Genomic DNA, 16,798 nt, shown 5'->3' with positions numbered 1-16,798 from the left:
TAACCATGTGTTCAGCCTAACGCCTGTTTTCTATGTCCCCAGAAGACCGAGTATGGACCCGCCAAGGGCCCGGTCGGCTGATGAAGGGACCAAAGGTCATGCCATCGAGCATGGAAGTAGCGAGCGAGGGCCTTCCGCTTCCGGGACCGGACGCGACGGGCGACGAGCTGTTCCGCATGGGGCTGCTCTATTCCACGGGCCAGGGCGGCGCGCCGCTGGACTACGTCTCCGCCCACATGCTGTTCAACCTGGCCGCCATGCGCGGTTCCGTGGAGGCCAAGGTCTACCGCAAGGAGCTGTCCGCCGAGATGGCGTCCGACGAGGTGGCCGAGGCCCAGCGTCAGGCCCGCGAGTGGCTCGCCCAGGGCTGAGCTGAACCGCCTGACGGAATCCCCCGGCGCTCCGCGAGCGAAGGCCGGGGGCCCGACGCGACGGCCGCGCAAAGAGGGACGGAAGCGGCCGTCATGAGAAGAACGATCCCTCCCGCGCGTTTCGTCCGCGCCCGCGACCGACTTCCCGGAAAATTTCGCGCGTCACCTTCGGCGCTCAGCGCCGTTGCCCGACGCGGCGCGTTTGGGCTATGAGGTGCGTCCCTTCGGGGACGTCCTTGCCGCCACGCCCAGGCGCGGTGGTCCGGGGCTCCGGAGGGCGGGAGCAAACCCGAACAAAAACAAGCTGGTGACGTGGCCGAGTGGCTGAAGGCAACGGTTTGCTAAATCGTCATACGTGAAAGCGTATCGAGGGTTCGAATCCCTCCGTCACCGCCACTTCCTCCCGACAGGTCAGGTCACAGCCGCGCGGGCGTGGTGCTCCGGGCGGTCCCAGGCGCCCGTCGCCAGCACCTCGTGCAGGATCTCCGCCGCGCGCCAGACCGCCTCGTGGCTCAGATAGAGCGGCGAGAAGCCGAAGCGGATCACGTCGGGGCTGCGGAAGTCGCCCACCACGCCGCGGGCGATCAGCGCCTGGATCACCGCATAGCCGTGCGGGTGGGTGAAGGAGACGTGCAGGCCCCGCTCGGCCGCCTGGCGCGGGGTCACGAGCCGGACGCCCATCCCTGAGCAGCGGCCCTCCACCTCGCCGATGAACAGGTCGCACAGCGCCTGGCCCTTGGCCTCCACGGCCGCGGGGTCCGCCTCCCGCTGCAGGTCCACGGCGGCCTCCAGCGCCGCCAGCCCCAGCACGCCGGGGGTCCCGCAGAGCTGGGCGCGGATGTCGCCGGCCGGCCGGTAGCCGTCCTCGAAGGCGAAGGGCTCGGCGTGGCCCATCCAGCCGGAGAGGGGGGAGCGGATCTGCGCCTGGTGCCGCTCGGCGACGAACAGGAAGGCGGGCGCGCCCGGGCCGCCGTTCAGGTACTTGTAGCCGCAGCCCACCGCCAGGTCGGCGTTCGCCCCGTTCAGGTCCACCGCCACGGCGCCCGTGGAGTGGCTGAGGTCCCAGAGCATCAGGGCGCCGGCCTGGTGCGCCCGCGCTGTCACCTGGGCCATGTCCCAGCGGCGGGCGCTCTTGTAGTGCACATGCGTCAGCACCACGACCGCGGTGTCGCCATCGACGGCGTCGAGCAGGGCGTCCGGCGGCACGGCGCGCAGCTCGGCCCCCGCGGTCCGCGCGAGGCCCTCCAGGACGTAGAGGTCGGTCGGGAAGTTGCCGGTCTCCGACAGGATCACCCGCCGTCCTGGCCGCAGGCCGAGCGCCCCGGCCGCCAGCTTGAAGAGGTTCACCGAGGTCGAATCGGCCGCCGCCACCTCGTTCGGCTTCGCGCCCACCAGGCCGGCGATCTTGCCGCCCACCCTGAGCGGCGCGTCGATCCAGCCGTTGACGTTCCAGCTGGTGATCAGGTCGTGGCCCCATTCCCGCGCGGCGGTCTCCTGCAGCCGCGCGAGCGCCGCCCGCGGCGGCGGGCCCAGGGAGTTGCCGTCCAGGTAGATCATCCCCTCCGGCAGGTCGAAGGCCGCGCGGAAGCGGGCGAGGGGGTCGTCGGCGTCGAGGCGCCGGGCGTCGTCGCGGGTCATGCCAAGGCTCTTACGGCGGCGAGCGACGACACGCCAACCTCGTGGTTAGATGCGCCCTGCGCGGCCCGCCGCGCCATTCGGACCAAAGCCATTTGCGCGGGCGCCAAGACCCGCGGGGGGAAACACAGACGATGATCAAGCTCAGGCTTCTCGCCCTGGCCTCGGCCCTGGCGCTCTCGCTGGCGGCGGGACCGCCGGCCCCGGCGCTCGCCCAACCCGCGCCGGCCGCCGCCGAGGCCGAGTGGCCGGGCCTGCCGCCCGGCGCGGTGGAGGAATACGCCGTCATGCGCGACGGGACCCGCCTCGCCGCCAACGTCTTCAGGCCGGCGGGGAAGGGGCCCTGGCCGGTGATCCTCTCGCGCACCCCCTACCTGAAGGACGGCCGGCGCACCGAGCAGAACCCCGATCCCGCCGAGGGGCTGGCCAAGCAGGCGAAGCGCTACACCGACGCCGGCTATGTCTACGTCCTGCAGGACGTGCGCGGGAAGGGCCGCTCCCAGGGCTTCTACGCCGCCTTCGAGAACGACATCGAGGACGGCTACGATTCGGTGGAGTGGGCCGCCGCCCAGCCCTGGAGCAACGGCAAGGTCGGCATGACCGGCGGCTCGGCGCTGGGCATCACCGCCAACTCCGCGGCCATGGCCAACCCGCCGCACCTGGTCGCCGCCTATGTGGTCGTGGCCCCCGCCGACCGGCTTTCCTACAGCTATCCCGGCGGCGTCCTGAAGGAGAAGGACACCATCGGCTGGCTGCGCCAGCAGGGGACCTCCGAGGAGCAGCTCGACCGCGTCCGCCAGCGGGCGCTCGACGACGTGAGCTGGAACCGCGTCGCCATGACGACGAACCGCAAGTACATCGACATCCCGATCTTCAACGTCGGCGGCTGGTACGACATCTTCAACGGCGGCACGGTCGACAACTTCCAGTGGCTGCAGAACCACGGGGCGCCCGGCGCGCGGGGGAACCAGAAGCTGCTGATGGGGCCCTTCGGCCACGGCCAGCTCTCCGGCGACCTGGAATACCCCGGCAACGACCGCATCGGCCTGGCCGGCGACCAGGAGATCCGCTGGTTCGACCATTGGCTGAAGGGCGCTGACAACGGGATCATGGACGAGCCGCCGGTCAGCTACTTCATGATGGCCTCGGCCAGGAAGGGGGCGCTCAGCCCGAAGAACCGGATGGTCGCCGCCGCCAACTGGCCGCCCGCCCACCGCGAGGTGCGCTACTACCTTTCCGAAAGCCGGACGCTGACCACCCGGGCGCCGACCGACGCCGAGGAGAAGGTCAGCTACCGCTTCGATCCCGCGAAGCCCGTGGAGACGTTCGGCGGGGCCAACCTCACCTTCGAGCGCGGCCCCATGGACCAGCGCGCGATCGGCCAGCGCCAGGACTACCTGCGCTTCCAGACGCCGGTGCTGGAGAAGGACGTGGCCATCGCCGGCCCGGTGAAGATGGAGCTGTGGGCCGCCACCGACGGCCCCGACACCGACTTCGTGGTCAAGCTCGTCGACGTCTATCCGGACGGCTACGAGGCGCTGGTCCTCGACGCCCCGGTCCGGACCCGGTTCCGCACTGGCCGGATGCCCGGCGAGGTGCGGATGATGACGCCCGGCGCGCCGGAGAAGCTGGAGATCGACCTCTGGCCCACGGCGCTCACCTTCGAGAAGGGCCACCGGATCGCCGTCCACGTCACCTCGTCCAACGCCCCGCGCTTCGAGGTGAACCCGAACACCGGCGAGGCCCCCGGCGCGGCGAAGCTGAAGCCCCGCGTGGCGCTGAACACCGTCTACCTCGACGCCTCGCGGCCCTCGGCCATCGTGCTGCCGGTGGTCTATCCCGACGACGTGAAATAGCCGCCGCGTCCCGGACGGGGCCGGGCCCGTCCGGGAGCACGGGGCTAGCCGTCCGCCGGCCTAGTGCTTCTTGTCGCGGCCCTCGTCGTCCTTGCGATCCTCAGCATCGCGGCGAGTGTCGCCGTCGGACGCGGCCTGGACCTGGGGCGGGGTGTTGCCGAACTCGGAGCCTGCGGAGGTCGCGGACCCCTGCGCGCCGCCGCCGCGCCCCGCGGCCTGGCCGCCGGTCTGGGCAAGAGACGGGCTGCTGGTCATCGCCGACGGGCTCTCCAGCCGGCCGGAGGGCATGTCGCCGCCGCCGCCGAAGCCCTCGGCCATCCGGTGCTGGCCGGACATGCCCGGCGCGATGTCCTGCCGGCCCATGCCGGTCGACATGTTCCGCTGCGAGCGCCACTCGTGGAAGCTCTTGCCGAAGGTGTCGCGCCGGTCGGTGCGGAACTTCCGGTATTCCTCGTCGTACTGCTGGTGCTGGTGGCGGCGCCATTCCTGGTAGTCGCGGTCATGCAGCCGAAGCTGCTCCTCGCGCCAGTGCACATAGTCCGGCTCGAACTCGTGGCCCTGCGGCGGGTGGTAGGCGTAGTCGTGGGGCGCGCCGAACTCCTCGACGCCGCTGGTCCGCGCGTTCAACTCCAGGTCGCCGTAGGGCGCGCCGCCGTGCGGCCGCCACTGCTCGAATTCGCGGCGGCCCGAGCCGCGCGGGGCGGAGTCCCGGTGGCGGTCGTCGCGGCGGCCGTGGCCCTCCATGCCGTACTCCTGGCCGCCGTAGCCGGCGCCTGCCTGGCCGCGGCCGTAGCCGCCGGACTCGCGGTCGTAGCCCGAGCCGTAGCCCGTCCGGTCCTGGTCGAAGCGGGAGCCGTAGCGGTCGCGCCGCCAGGGTTCGCGCTCGCCCTCGCCGGAGCCGCCGCGCCAGCCTTCGCCGAAGCGCGCCTGATCGGAGTTGAACCGGCCCTGGTCGCCGAAGCTGCGCCGCTCCTCGCCCCAGCCCTGGCGGCCGCCGGCCCGGCGCTGGTCGTCGTCCTGTCGCGGGCGGTCGCGCCCGCGCTCGCCGCCGTAGCCTCGATAGTCGTCCCGGTTGGCCATTGCTGCTTCCTTCCTCGCCTGGTGTCTTGGCGGCTCAACCGGCGAGGCGCGGGCGCTGTTCCGCATTGTCGCAGGCGGCCCGGCTCCGCTTGCGCTGGCGCGCCGGCTGGCCGACATGGGAGGCGACACCCCCGCGCGTGAAAGGCGTCCCATGGCCCGCAAGACCGCCGACCGCGACCTGGCCGCGGCCCTCGACAAGGGCCTGCGCGACATGTTCCGGACGCTGGAGACCCGGGCGGTCCCCGACCGCGTCCGCTCGATCGTCGACCAGCTCGACGAGCCGGAGATCGAGCCACTCAAGAAGAGGGGCTAGGCCCGCGCGGCCACCATGTGGTCGATCGCCATGACGTCGGTGGCGTCGTCCGCGTCCATGATCTTCAGGAGACGCGCGCGGGCGCGGTTCACCCGGCTCTTGATGGTGCCCAGCGCACAGCCGCAGATCTCGGCCGCCTCCTCGTAGGAGAGGCCGGCGGCGCCCACCAGGATCAGCGCCTCGCGGTGCTCGTCGGGAAGCTGCTGCAGCGCGTTCTGCAGCGCGCGCATCGCCACGCTCCAGTCCTGGGTCGGCGCCGACTTCAGGGTGGCGGCGTACTCGCCGGTCTCGTCGCGCACCTCGCGGCGGCGGCGCAGCACGTTGGTGTAGTAGGTGTTCCGGAGGATGGTGAAGAGCCACGCGCGCAGGTTGGTGCCGGGCTCGAACTTGTCGCGGTTGGTCCAGGCCTTGATCAGGGTGTCCTGCACGAGGTCGTCGGCGTCCGAGCCGTTGTGGCTCAGGGACCAGGCGAAGGCGCGCAGCGCCGGAATCAATCCGACGACTTGATCCCGCCAGCTGGTCGTCGCGGTCATGGCGCCCTCTCGTCGGCCCAACCCGGGGCTCTTCTCGTCACTCTGCCGTTTCGGCGCGGGTTGAACGCGGCCCCATGGCATCTGTTCCGGTTGCGCGAGGGGAGAAAACACCCGGATTTCGGGAACTTCCCGACAGCGCCCGCCGTTGGCCCCTCGAGGTCGCCAGCTTCACAATTGAGGCGAGGGCGGCGGCTTCCTATCTGATCAAGCGGCAGCACGCGGAGGGCCCCATGGCGCAACCCAAGGACCAGGCCGGCCTGCGTGCGCATGCCTGGCTCACCGCGCCGCCGGCGCTGCGCCGCTACCGCGCCGTGCGCCAGGCGACCCTGGCGCTGGTCCGCAGCCTCACGCCCGAGGACCAGCAGGCCCAGTCCATGCCGGACGCCAGCCCCACCAAGTGGCACCTGGCGCACACCAGCTGGTTCTTCGAGACCTTCCTGCTGACCCCGAGGCTCGCCGGCTACAGGCTATTCGACCCGCGCTTCGGCTACCTCTTTAACTCCTACTACGAGGCTGTGGGCCCGCGGCAGCCGAGGCCCGACCGGGGTCTCATCACCCGGCCCTCGCTGGACGACGTCGTCGCCTACCGCGAGCACGTGGACGCGGGCATGGCGGAGCTGCTCGCCGGCGGGACGGACGGCTTCGCCGAACTCCTCGACCTGGGCCTGGCCCACGAGGAGCAGCATCAGGAGCTGATCCTGATGGACATCCTCCACCTGTTCGCCGCCTCGCCCCTGAAGCCCGCCTACGCCCCGCCGCGCGGCGCGCCTGGCGGCGCCGCCCCGCCGCTGGGCTTCGTCGACTTCGCGGGCGGCGTCGTGGAGATCGGCCACGCGGGCGGCGGCTTCGCCTTCGACAACGAGGGCCCGCGCCACAAGGTCTGGCTGGAGCCGTTCGCCCTGGCCGACCGTCTGGTCACCAACGGCGAGTGGCTGGGCTTCATGGCCGACGGCGGTTACGCCCGGCCCGATCTCTGGCTGTCCGAGGGCTGGGCCCGCGCCCGGGCCGAGGACTGGCGCGCGCCGCTCTACTGGGAGGAGGGGCCGGACGGCTGGCAGGTGATGACGCTGCGCGGCCTGCGCCCGGTGGATCCCGCCCAGCCGGTCGCCCACGTCAGCCTCTACGAGGCCGAAGCCTACGCCGCCTGGGCCGGCGCGCGCCTGCCGACGGAAGCCGAGTGGGAGCACGCCGCCTCGACCCACGCCCCGGAGGGCAACCTTCTGGGCTCGGGCCGCCTGGAGCCCGCGCCGGCGCCCGACGGCCCCGGCCTGAAGCAGATCTTCGGCGACCTCTGGGAATGGACCCGCAGCGCCTATTCGCCCTATCCGGGCTTCCGGACCGCGCCCGGCGCGGTGGGCGAGTACAACGGCAAGTTCATGGCCAGCCAGTTCGTCCTGCGCGGCGGGGCCTGCGTCACGCCGGCCGGCCACGTGCGGGCCAGCTACCGCAACTTCTTCTATCCCCAGCAGCGCTGGATGTTCTCCGGCGTGCGCCTGGCCCGCGACGCCTCCGGCACGCGCGCCGCGGTCCCGACCTTCGAGGACGACGTCGTCGAGGGGCTCGGCCGGCCGCGGAAGTCCGTGCCGCCGAAGTACTTCTACGACGCCGAGGGATCGCGCCTGTTCGAGGCCATCTGCGAGCTCGCGGAGTACTATCCCACCCGCACCGAGACCGCGCTCCTGCGCGCCAGGGCCGGCGAGATCGCCGGGGCGATCCCGAAGGGCGCGGCGCTCGTGGAGTTCGGCTCCGGCGCCAGCGTGAAGACCCGCATCCTGCTCGACGCCGCGCCCCAGCTCGCCGTCTACGCGCCGATCGACATCAGTCCCGAGGCCCTGGCGGCGGCGGCGCACGACATCGGCCGCGACTATCCCAGGCTCACCGTCGCCCCCCTGGCCGAGGACTTCACCCGCGCGCTGACCCTGCCGGCCCAGGCGGCCGGGCGGCCGGTGGTGGGCTTCTTCCCCGGCTCGACCATTGGCAACTTCACGCCCGACGAGGCCAGGGGCTTCCTGGAGGGCGCGCGGCGCCTGCTGGGGGAGGGGGCGGCCTTCATCGTCGGCATCGACCTGGTCAAGGACCCGGCCGTCCTGACGGCGGCCTACGACGACGCGCTCGGCGTCACGGCGGCGTTCAACAGGAACCTGCTGGCGCGGATCAACCGTGAGCTCGGCGGCGACTTCGACCTCGACGCCTTCGCGCACCGCGCGGTCTGGAACGCCGCCGACAGCCGTATCGAGATGCACCTGGAAAGCCGAAAGGCCCAGACCGTCCATGTGGCGGGCCGGGCCTTCCAGTTCGCCGCCGGGGAGACCCTCCACACCGAGAACTCGTGCAAGTTCACGGTGGAAGGCTTCGCCCGCCTGGCGGCGTCGGCGGGCTGGCGGCTCGAGCGGGAGTGGGTGAGCCCCGCTCCCGCCTTCGCCGTCGTCCTTCTGAGAGCCTAGCTCTCGCGGCCGCGGGAGCGGCCGCCGCCGCGGCTGGCCTCGCCGCCCTTGCGGCCGGCGGAGGCCGCCAGGTCGCGGTCCTTCGCGAAGCTGCGCTTCTCGCCGGGCACGGACGCACCGCCCTTGCGGGCGATCTCGCGACGGCGTTCGGGGTTCATGGCGGCGAAGCCCCGCCGGGCTCGCGGCTTTCCAGTGTCAACGCTGGCCATCGGTACTGCTCTCCTCAATCGGGCGACGACAGGGGTAGGTCTGGCGTAGGGCCGGCAGGGACGGGCTTGTCGTGAGCTCGGTCTGCTTCGTCGGACGACGCGTCCTGCGTGCGTCCGAGGTCCGGCCGGGGCTTGTCTTGGTGTTGCTTTTCCAGCTCGGACATGGCGTCTCGCCTCGGGTTGCGGTCTGGCTAACCATCGAGACGCAGCAGAGGTTGCGTTTGGAAATGACGGTTTTATTCCCGCCGCAGCGCCTCGATCGGGTCCAGGCGCGACGCCCGCCAGGACGGATAGGCCCCGAACACCAGGCCCACGAAGACCGAGAATCCCAGCGCGAGCGGCCCCGCCCAGGGCGGAACCGCCGCCGGCCAGTCGCCGATCCTGGCGATCCCGATGGCGCCCAGCACTCCGATGGTCAGGCCGATCACCCCGCCGGCTAACGAAAGCGTGACGGACTCCAGCGCGAACTGGATCAGCACGTCGGCGCGCCTCGCGCCCACCGCCATGCGCAGGCCGATCTCCCGCGTCCGCTCGGTCACGGCCACCAGCATGATGTTCATGATGCCGACGCCGCCCACCAGCAGCGACACCGCCGCCACCGCCGCCAGCAGAACGGTGAAGGTGGCCACCGCCGCCTGTCCGGCCTCGAGGATCGAGGCCATGTTCTGGGTCTGGAAGTCGTCGTCGTCGCCCGGCCGGATGCGGTGCTGGTCGCGCAGCAGGTTGGTGACGTCCTCCTGCACCCGGTCGATGGTGTCCTCCGACACCGCCTTCACATAGATGGTCTGCACCGCGTCGCCGCGGAGCCGGCGGCCCACGAGGCGCGAGCGCACGGCGGTCAGAGGTCCCAGGACCAGGTCGTCCTGGTCCTGGCCGAAGCCCGACTGGCCCTTGCTCTCCAGCACCCCGATCACCTCGAAGGGCACGCTGCGCACCCGTACGCGCCGGCCCACCGGGTCCTGTTCGCCCCACAGCTCGCGCGCCACCGTCGGGCCGACCACCAGCACCTTGCGGCCCTGCCGCGCCTCGCGCTCGTCGAACATCCGGCCGGAGGCTAGGGTTAGGTCGCGGGCTGTCAGGTACTCCGGCGTCACGCCCTCGATGCGCGTGTTCCAGTTGGCCCCGTCCGCCGCCAGCTGTCCCTGGCTGCGCACCACCGGGGCCACGGCGGCCACGTTCTCCACCTGCTTGCCGATCGCTTCGACGTCGCCGTCGGTCAGCGACAGCCCGCCGCCGGCCGCCTGGGCCACCGGCCCACGCTGGAAGTTGGGGGTGACGATGATCAGGTTCGAGCCCAGGCCCGCGATCGCCTCGGTCACCCGCTGCTGCGCCCCCAGGCCGATGGAGGTCATCATCACCACGGCGGCGGTGCCGATGACCACGCCCAGGGAGGTGAGCGCGCTGCGCATCGGGTGGGCGACGATGGCCCCCATGGCGAAGCGGACGAGCTCGTAGAACCTCATGCCGGCTGCTCCGCCCGCTCGTCCGAGACGATCAGCCCGTCGCGGAACGAGACCCGCCGCCGCGCCTCGGCGGCGACTTCCGGATCATGGGTGACCACCATCAGGGTCAGGCCGTCTGCGTTCAGCTCGTGGAACAGCTTCAGGACGTCGCGGCTGGTCTGGGTGTCGAGCGCCCCCGTCGGCTCGTCGGCGAGCAGCAGGTCGGGCCGGTTGGCGAGCGACCGGGCCACCGCCACCCGCTGCTGCTGGCCGCCGGAGAGCTGGGTCGGCCGGTGTCCCATGCGGCCGCCCAGGCCGACCCGCTCCAGCAGCTCGGCGGCGCGGGCCTTGCGCTCGTCCCGCGGCAGGCCGGCGTAGATCATCGGCAGCTCGACGTTCTGCAGGGCGCTCAAGCGGGGCAGGAGCTGGAAGGACTGGAAGACGAAGCCGATCCGGCGCCGGCGGAAGTCGGCCAGCTCGTCGTCGCCGAAGTGGGCCACGTCCTCGCCCTCGAAGCGGTAGTCGCCCGAGGTGGGCCGGTCGAGGCCGCCCAGGATGTTCATCAGCGTCGACTTGCCCGAGCCCGACGGCCCGATCACCGCCACGTACTCGCCGCGGGCCACGTCGAGGTCGACGCCGGCCAGCGCCGCCAGCGCCTCATCGCCCATGGTGTAGACCTTGCGAAGGTTGCGGACCTCGATCATGGCCGCGCTACATGCGCGCGCGGGTCTGGCCGCCGCCGCCGCTGAGCGGGGTGCGCGCCTGGACCTTGGCCTTCGGGCCGCCGCCGACGATGACCTCGTCGCCGACCTTCAGCTGCGGGCTCGCCACCTCCGTGGACGTCCCGTCGGTGGCCCCCACGCGGACCGGGACGGCGGAGGGCTTGCCGTCCTTCAGGACGTAGACCACGCCGGCCCGCATCCCGCCCGCGCCGCCGCCGGCGGCCAGCGTGGCCCGGAGCGCCGCCAGCCTGGCCTTCTGGTCGGCGTTGAGCGACGGCTCGATCTTGGCGAAGGCCTCGTTGCGGATTCGGGTCAGGGTCTCCCGCGCGGCGGCGCGGTCGCCGCCGGAGGACGCCATGGCCGCGCGGATCTTCTCGCGCATCTCGGTGGAGATCGCCTCCCACTGCTTCCGCTGGGCGGCGTTGAGGTCGAGCTGGTCGGCCACCTGGGCGCCCATCACCTGCCGCTGGCCGTTGGCCTGCCCGCCGCCCGGCCGGACAGGGCCGCCGACCACCAGGCCGCCGCCCATGGCGGGCGGGCCGCCGGCTCCCGGCCGGGCGGCGTCCTGCGGCGGGGTCCAGCGCAGGGCCGCGGCCGGGACCTTCACGACGTTCGGCCGCGTCTCGATGATGATGTCGGCATTGGCGGTCATGCCCGGCAGCAGCCGGCCCCGCGGATTGTCCGCCTCGGCGATCACCGTATAGGCGACCACGTTCTGCTCGGTGGTCGGCTGCTTGCGCACCTCGGTGACGAGGCCCTGGAAGGTGTCCTCCGGGAAGGCGTCGACGGTGAAGCGCACCGCCTGGCCCTCCTGCACCTGCCCGACGTCGGCCTCGTCGACGCTGATCTTCACCTCCAGCCGCGACAGGTCGCGGGCGATGGTGAACAGCACCGGCGCCTGGAAGCTCGCCGCCACCGTCTGGCCCGGCTCGATCTTGCGGTCGATGACGAGGCCGTCGATGGGCGAGACGATCGTCGTGCGGCCGAGGTCCACCTGCTGGCTGCGCAGCTGCGCCTGGCCCTGGGCGATGCGGGCGCGCGCGGCGGTGACGCCGGCCCGGGCGCTGCGCAGCGCCGCGGTCGCCTGGTCGAGCACCGAGGGCGCGTAGAAGCCCCGGTCCACCAGCTCCTTCTTGCGCCGGTGGTCGGCCTCGGCGTTGGCCAGGGTCGCCTCGGCCTGCCGCAGCGCCGCCACGCCCGCGTCGATGTCCGCCTGGCTCTGGGCGACCCGCGACTGGTAGGTCTGGGGATCGATCACCGCCAGCGTCTGGCCGCGCCGGACCGGGTCGTTGAAGTCCACCAGGACCCGCTGAACGAGGCCGGAGATCTGCGAGCCCACCTCCACCTGCTCGAGCGCCTGCAGCGTGCCCGACGCCGAGACCGAGCGGGTGATCGCCCCGCGCTCCACCGCACCCGTGCGGTAGGGGTCCTTGGGCTCCTTCGGGCGAAGCGCCAGGGCGGCGATCGCGGCGATCACCAGGGCCAGGACGCCCAGTCCGATGATCAGCGGCCGGGAGAGGCGCGGCCTGCGGCGGGCGGAGGTGGGAGGGGCCATGGGGTCTCGATGCGCGGCGAAGGGCCTTCGTCAGACCAGAACGCCGTTGCACGGCGATTTCACGGCCAAGCTGTGTCTTGCGGTCGCGAAACGATTTCAGGCGCGGCCCGAACCTTGCGCCGCCGCAACATCGTTCAGATCGGCAGGGAGACCCGCGCGGTGAGCCCGCCGCCCGGCCGGTTCACCAGGGCCACGTCGCCGCCGTGGCCGCGGGCGATGGAGCGCACCACGGCCAGCCCCAGGCCGATGCCGCCGGTCTGCCGGCTGCGCGAGGGCTCGCGGCGGTAGAAGGGCTCGAACACCCGCTCGGTCTCCTGCGGCGGTATGCCGGGGCCGTCGTCGTCGATCTCCACCACCGCGTTGCTGGCCTCGCGGAACACCCTCGCCCGCGCCCGCCCGCCGAACTTCACCGCGTTCTCCAGCAGGTTGGAGAACAGACGCCGGAGCGCCATCGGGTCGCCGTCCAGCACCACCTTCTCGCCGAACTCCACCTCGGTCTGGGCTCCGGTCTCGGCCATCTCGTCGCAAAGGCTCTCGAGCAGCGACGAGAGCTCCAGCGGCGTGCGCTCGCCGGGCCGGGTGGTGTCGCGCACGAAGGTGAGCGCGGCCGAGATCATCTCCTCCATCTGGTCGATGTCGGCCGAGATCTTCGCCTTCTGCTCGTCGTCCGGCAGGGTCTCGATGCGGAACCGCAGGCGGGTGAGGGGGGTGCGCAGGTCGTGGGCGATGGCGCCCATCATCGCCGTGCGATCCTCCACGTACCGGCGCAGCCGGCCCTGCATGTCGTTGAACGCCTGGGCCGCGACCGCGATCTCGGCCGAGCCGCGCACGGCCAGCGGCGGCGCCCGCGGGTCGCGCCCCAGCCGCTCGGCGGCGTCGGCGAACAGCTTGATCGGGGCCGACAGCCGGCGGGCGAAGACATAGGCGATCGGAGCCATCACCAGGGCCGAGAGCACGAACCACAGGGCGATCCGCTGCTGCCAGGGGTTCAGCCCCAGGCCCGCCTGCGGCCGCACCACCAGCCAGCGGCCGTCGGCCTGGGCCACCGCCACCTGGAACGGCTCCACCAGGAAGTGCTCGTCCCGCGGCCCGCCGTCCCGGGCCATCCGGTCGCGCAGGATGCGGAAGACGCGCCGGTCGGAGAACGGACCCCGGTCGCCGGCGATCACGATCCGGCCCACCGGCACGCCCAGCTCCTCCGACAGGCGCAGGCGGATCTCCGGCGCCATGCGGCCTTCCATGGCCGGCCCCGGCGGCTCGTTGCGGGTGACCAGCTCCAGCGGCCGCCGTTCGGTGAAGCCCGGCGCGGGCCCGCGGAACGCCTGCACGATCTCCGAGAGGCGGTAGAAGTCCGGCGTCGGCGGCGGCAGGTTGAAGATCAGCAGGACGCTGATGATGTTGGCCGTCACCAGCGTCAGGCCGGTGAGCGTCAGGAGCTGCCCGAACAGCGAGGCGGTGGGCCGCCCGCGGCTGAACCGGCTCATCCCCGCTTCACCTTCGGGGTGAACATGTAGCCTTCGTTGCGGATGGTGCGGATCAGGTCCTGGCCGCCGCCGTCGTCGAGCTTGCGGCGCAGCCGGCTGATCTGCACGTCGATGGCCCGGTCGAAGGCGTCGCTGTCGGGTCCGCGGGCGAACTCCAGCAGCTGGTCGCGGGTCAGCACCCGCTGCGGCCGTTCCACGAAGGCGCGCAGCAGGGAGAACTCGCCCGACGACAGGTTCACCACCACGCCCTGCGGCGAGCGCAGCTCGCGCCGCACCAGGTCCAGCCGCCAGCCGGCGAACTCGCAGCCCGCGCCGACGCCGGCGCCCGTCGTGCGCTGTTCGGCGCGGCGCAGCACCGCGCGCACCCGGGCCAGCAGCTCGCGGGGATTGCACGGCTTGGCCAGGTAGTCGTCGGCGCCCAGTTCCAGGCCCACGATCCGGTCGGTGTCCTCGCCCATGGCCGAGAGCATGATGATCGGCGGCGCGGCGTCGCCGGTGGTCAGCCGCCGGCAGACGGCCAGGCCGTCCTCGCCCGGCAGCATCACGTCGAGCACGATCAGGTCGACGGGCCCGCGCTCCAGCGCCTGCTCCATCTCCTTGGCGTCGCCGGCGGTCTCGACCTTGTAGCCATGGCGGCCGAGGAAGTCGGACACCACGTCGCGGATGCCGGGGTCGTCATCCACCATCAGGATGCGGGCGCCCGCCTGGCTCATGTCTTCGTGCAGCTCCATGGCCGGCATTGTCGGGCCGGGCGGTAACAGTCGGATTTCGTCGCTGAAATCACGATTCCGCCAGCACGGCGTCGGCGACGAAGGGGTTGGTCCGCCGTTCCTGGCCGAAGGTGGACATCGGCCCGTGGCCTGGCACGAAGCGGACGTCGTCGCCCAGCGGCCAGAGCTTGGTGGTGATCGCGCGGATCAGGTCGGCGTGGTTGCCGCGCGGGAAGTCGGTCCGTCCGATGGAGCCCTGGAACAGCACGTCGCCCACCTGGGCGAACTTCGTCTCCGGGTGGAAGAAGATCACGTGGCCCGGCGTGTGGCCCGGGCAGTGGTAGACCTCGAACTCGGTCTCGCCGAGGGTCACCCGGTCGCCGTCGTGCAGCCACCGGTCCGGGGTGAAGCTGCGCGCCTCCGGCATGCCCCAGCGGGCGCCGGACTGCTCGATGTCGTCGATCCAGAAGGCGTCGTCCGGGTGCGGGCCCTCGATGGGGACCCCCGTGGCGGCCTTCAGCGCCGCGGCGCCGCCGGCGTGGTCGAGGTGGCCGTGGGTGATCCAGATCTTCTCGAGCGTCAGGCCGTACTGCTTCAGCGCCGCCAGCAGCCGCTCGACCTCGCCGCCCGGATCGATGATCGCGGCCTTCTTGGTCTTCGAGCACCAGACGATGGTGCAGTTCTGCTGCAGCGGGGTCACCGGCGCGATCACGGCGCGGATCGGCGGCTCGGGCGGGGAGGTGGCGTTCATGTCGCCCCTATGATCGGGATTCACCGGCCAAATTGGAAGGGCGGCGGGGGCGGAACGAAAAAGGGCGGAGCCGAGGCCCCGCCCTTCCTTTGTCGCGAGCGCCGGAACGCCTAGGCGTTGCCGTCGCGGATGCCGTGCGCGATCGCCTGTTCGGGACCGGTGCCGGCGTCCTGGTCGGCGTCCACCTGCGGCAGGCCGTTGCCCAGCCGCGAGTTGCGGTAGCCGTAGAAGGCGTAGAGCGCAGCCCCGATGGCGAAGTAGCCGCCCAGCAGGATCGCCGGGATCGGGTCGCCCGAGGCGGCCTTGGCGAAGATGTCCATGACCAGCGGCGCGATCATGATCAGGGCGAAGATGATGCCCAGGATCGGCGTCACGGGCCCGAGCGGCGCGCGGAACGGCCGGTGCAGGTCCGGACGGTTCTTCCGCAGCCACAGGACGCTGATGCAGACGATGGCGAAGGCCGTCGCCGTGCCCAGGCTGACCAGGTCGCCGAGGATCTGGATCGGCAGCATGGAGGCCGCGAACGCGATGATCACGCCCAGCACGATGGTGCCGATCCACGGCGTGCGGAACTTCTCGTGCAGGACGGAGAAGAACCGCGGCAGCAGCCCGTCCTTGGCCATGGCGAAGAAGATCCGGCTCTGGCCGTAGGTCAGGATCAGCATCACCGAGGTGAGGCCGGCCACCGCGCCGATTTTGATCAGCAGCGAGAACCAGGTCATGCCCATGACGTCCACCGCCAGCGCGATGGGGGCCGACACGCCCAGCTGGCGGAAGGGCACCACGCCGGTCAGCACGCCGGCCACCATCATGTAGATGATCGTGCAGACGATCAGCGAGCCCAGCACCCCGATGGGGATGTCGCGCTGCGGGTTCTTGGCCTCGGCCGCGGCCGTGGAGACCGCCTCGAAGCCCACATAGGCGAAGAAGATCACCGAGGCGGCCCGGAAGATCCCCGGCACCCCGTAGGTGAAGCCGCCCTCGTTCGGCGGGATGAACGGCGTCCAGTTGTCGATGTTGATGAACGCGATGCCCATGCCGATGAACAGCAGCAGCACGCCGACCTTGATGAAGACGATGATGTTGTTGACCGTCGCCGACTCCGAGATGCCGATCACCAGCAGGACGGTGATCGCCAGGATGCCCGCGGCGCCCAGCAGGTTGAAGCTGCCGCCGCTCTCGAAGGTGAAGCCGCCCTGGGGAAGCTGGACAGCGCGGACGAACGAGGTCGTGAGGTCCGGCGGGATCACCAGACCGAAGTCCTTCAGCAGGGAGACCACGTTGCCCGACCAGCCGGCCGCCACGGTGGCCGCGGCGACGCCGTATTCCAGCACCAGCAGCCAGCCCATCACCCAGGCGAAGACCTCGCCGAGCGTGGTGTAGGAATAGGTGTAGGCCGAGCCCGCCACCGGCATGGTGGACGCCAGCTCCGCGTAGCAGAGGCCCGCGAAGACGCAGGCGAAGAAGGCGACGATGAAGGACAGGACGACGGCCGGGCCGGCGAAGTTCGCCGCCGCGTTGCCGGTCATGACATAGATGCCCGCGCCGATGATGCAGCCGATGCCCAGCAGCACCAGGTTCCAGGCGCCGAGCGTGCGCTTCAGCCCGTGGGTCTGCGATTCCCTTTGGACCTGTTCGATGGATTTTCGGATGAAGAGCCTGTTCCCGCGGGGTGCGGCGTCTACGCTCATGT

15 protein-coding genes and 1 tRNA gene are annotated in these 16,798 nt (G+C 71.7%); 5 read left to right on the top strand and 11 right to left on the bottom strand.

Annotation, left to right across the window (positions count from 1 at the left end; all coding sequences use genetic code 11):
- The first annotated feature begins 98 nt into the window (after positions 1-98).
- The gene (locus tag V7Z97_RS02820) at positions 99-371 is read left to right on the top strand and encodes a sel1 repeat family protein (RefSeq protein WP_334161292.1); all 273 of its coding nucleotides are present in this window, start codon (positions 99-101) and stop codon (positions 369-371) included.
- Positions 372-677: 306 nt separating this feature from the next.
- Positions 678-767, top strand: a tRNA-Ser gene (locus V7Z97_RS02815).
- 15 nt (positions 768-782) lie between these two features.
- Here V7Z97_RS02815 and kynU read toward each other — a convergent pair.
- Complete coding sequence (kynU, locus tag V7Z97_RS02810) at positions 783-2,009, bottom strand: kynureninase (RefSeq protein WP_334161290.1); 1,227 nt, start codon at positions 2,007-2,009, stop codon at positions 783-785.
- A 131-nt stretch (positions 2,010-2,140) separates the two neighbouring features.
- Between kynU and V7Z97_RS02805 the strand changes: the two genes are divergently transcribed.
- The gene (locus V7Z97_RS02805) at positions 2,141-3,862 is read left to right on the top strand and encodes a CocE/NonD family hydrolase (protein ID WP_334161289.1); all 1,722 of its coding nucleotides are present in this window, start codon (positions 2,141-2,143) and stop codon (positions 3,860-3,862) included.
- Positions 3,863-3,922: 60 nt separating this feature from the next.
- On the opposite strand, the gene V7Z97_RS02800 is transcribed toward V7Z97_RS02805, so the two are convergent.
- Positions 3,923-4,942, bottom strand: coding sequence for a hypothetical protein (locus V7Z97_RS02800; protein WP_334161287.1), 1,020 nt, complete (start codon positions 4,940-4,942; stop codon positions 3,923-3,925).
- Positions 4,943-5,093: 151 nt separating this feature from the next.
- Here V7Z97_RS02800 and V7Z97_RS02795 point away from each other — a divergent pair, with 151 nt between their 5' ends.
- A complete protein-coding gene (locus tag V7Z97_RS02795) occupies positions 5,094-5,255 on the top strand; it encodes a hypothetical protein (protein WP_334161286.1) in 162 nt (53 codons plus the stop codon).
- Here V7Z97_RS02795 and V7Z97_RS02790 read toward each other — a convergent pair.
- Positions 5,252-5,788 carry a sigma-70 family RNA polymerase sigma factor gene (locus V7Z97_RS02790; RefSeq protein WP_334161284.1) on the bottom strand — a complete coding sequence of 179 codons (537 nt, stop codon included), beginning with the start codon at positions 5,786-5,788 and terminating at the stop codon, positions 5,252-5,254. The two genes, V7Z97_RS02795 and V7Z97_RS02790, sit on opposite strands and share 4 nt — an antisense overlap.
- 230 nt (positions 5,789-6,018) lie before the next feature.
- Here V7Z97_RS02790 and egtB point away from each other — a divergent pair, with 230 nt between their 5' ends.
- Positions 6,019-8,232, top strand: a complete 2,214-nt coding sequence (gene egtB, locus V7Z97_RS02785; RefSeq protein WP_334161283.1) for an ergothioneine biosynthesis protein EgtB — start codon at positions 6,019-6,021, stop codon at positions 8,230-8,232.
- On the opposite strand, the gene V7Z97_RS02780 is transcribed toward egtB, so the two are convergent.
- From V7Z97_RS02780 to V7Z97_RS02745, 8 genes are all read right to left on the bottom strand, one after another.
- A complete protein-coding gene (locus V7Z97_RS02780; RefSeq protein ID WP_325458383.1) occupies positions 8,229-8,441 on the bottom strand; it encodes a general stress protein in 213 nt (70 codons plus the stop codon). The two genes, egtB and V7Z97_RS02780, sit on opposite strands and share 4 nt — an antisense overlap.
- Positions 8,442-8,677: 236 nt before the next feature.
- Positions 8,678-9,904, bottom strand: a complete 1,227-nt coding sequence (locus V7Z97_RS02775; RefSeq protein WP_334161281.1) for an ABC transporter permease — start codon at positions 9,902-9,904, stop codon at positions 8,678-8,680.
- Positions 9,901-10,587, bottom strand: a complete 687-nt coding sequence (locus V7Z97_RS02770) for an ABC transporter ATP-binding protein (protein WP_334161279.1) — start codon at positions 10,585-10,587, stop codon at positions 9,901-9,903. The genes V7Z97_RS02775 and V7Z97_RS02770 overlap by 4 nt, the downstream gene beginning before the upstream one ends.
- Positions 10,588-10,594: 7 nt before the next feature.
- Entirely contained in the window at positions 10,595-12,160 is a 1,566-nt protein-coding gene (locus V7Z97_RS02765) for an efflux RND transporter periplasmic adaptor subunit (protein WP_334161277.1), read from the bottom strand.
- A gap of 134 nt (positions 12,161-12,294) precedes the next feature.
- A complete protein-coding gene (locus tag V7Z97_RS02760; protein ID WP_334161276.1) occupies positions 12,295-13,644 on the bottom strand; it encodes an ATP-binding protein in 1,350 nt (449 codons plus the stop codon).
- Complete coding sequence (locus V7Z97_RS02755; protein ID WP_334161274.1) at positions 13,641-14,384, bottom strand: response regulator; 744 nt, start codon at positions 14,382-14,384, stop codon at positions 13,641-13,643. The genes V7Z97_RS02760 and V7Z97_RS02755 overlap by 4 nt, the downstream gene beginning before the upstream one ends.
- A gap of 40 nt (positions 14,385-14,424) precedes the next feature.
- Positions 14,425-15,105, bottom strand: a complete 681-nt coding sequence (locus V7Z97_RS02750; RefSeq protein ID WP_334161273.1) for an MBL fold metallo-hydrolase — start codon at positions 15,103-15,105, stop codon at positions 14,425-14,427.
- 110 nt (positions 15,106-15,215) lie between these two features.
- Complete coding sequence (locus tag V7Z97_RS02745; protein WP_334161272.1) at positions 15,216-16,796, bottom strand: amino acid permease; 1,581 nt, start codon at positions 16,794-16,796, stop codon at positions 15,216-15,218.
- Positions 16,797-16,798 lie beyond the last annotated feature (2 nt).

The organism is Phenylobacterium sp., from assembly GCF_036821595.1.
Taxonomy (GTDB): Bacteria; Pseudomonadota; Alphaproteobacteria; order Caulobacterales; family Caulobacteraceae; genus Phenylobacterium.
Note: the sequence above shows the minus strand (reverse complement) of the source record. Positions and strands in the feature narration are given on the sequence as shown.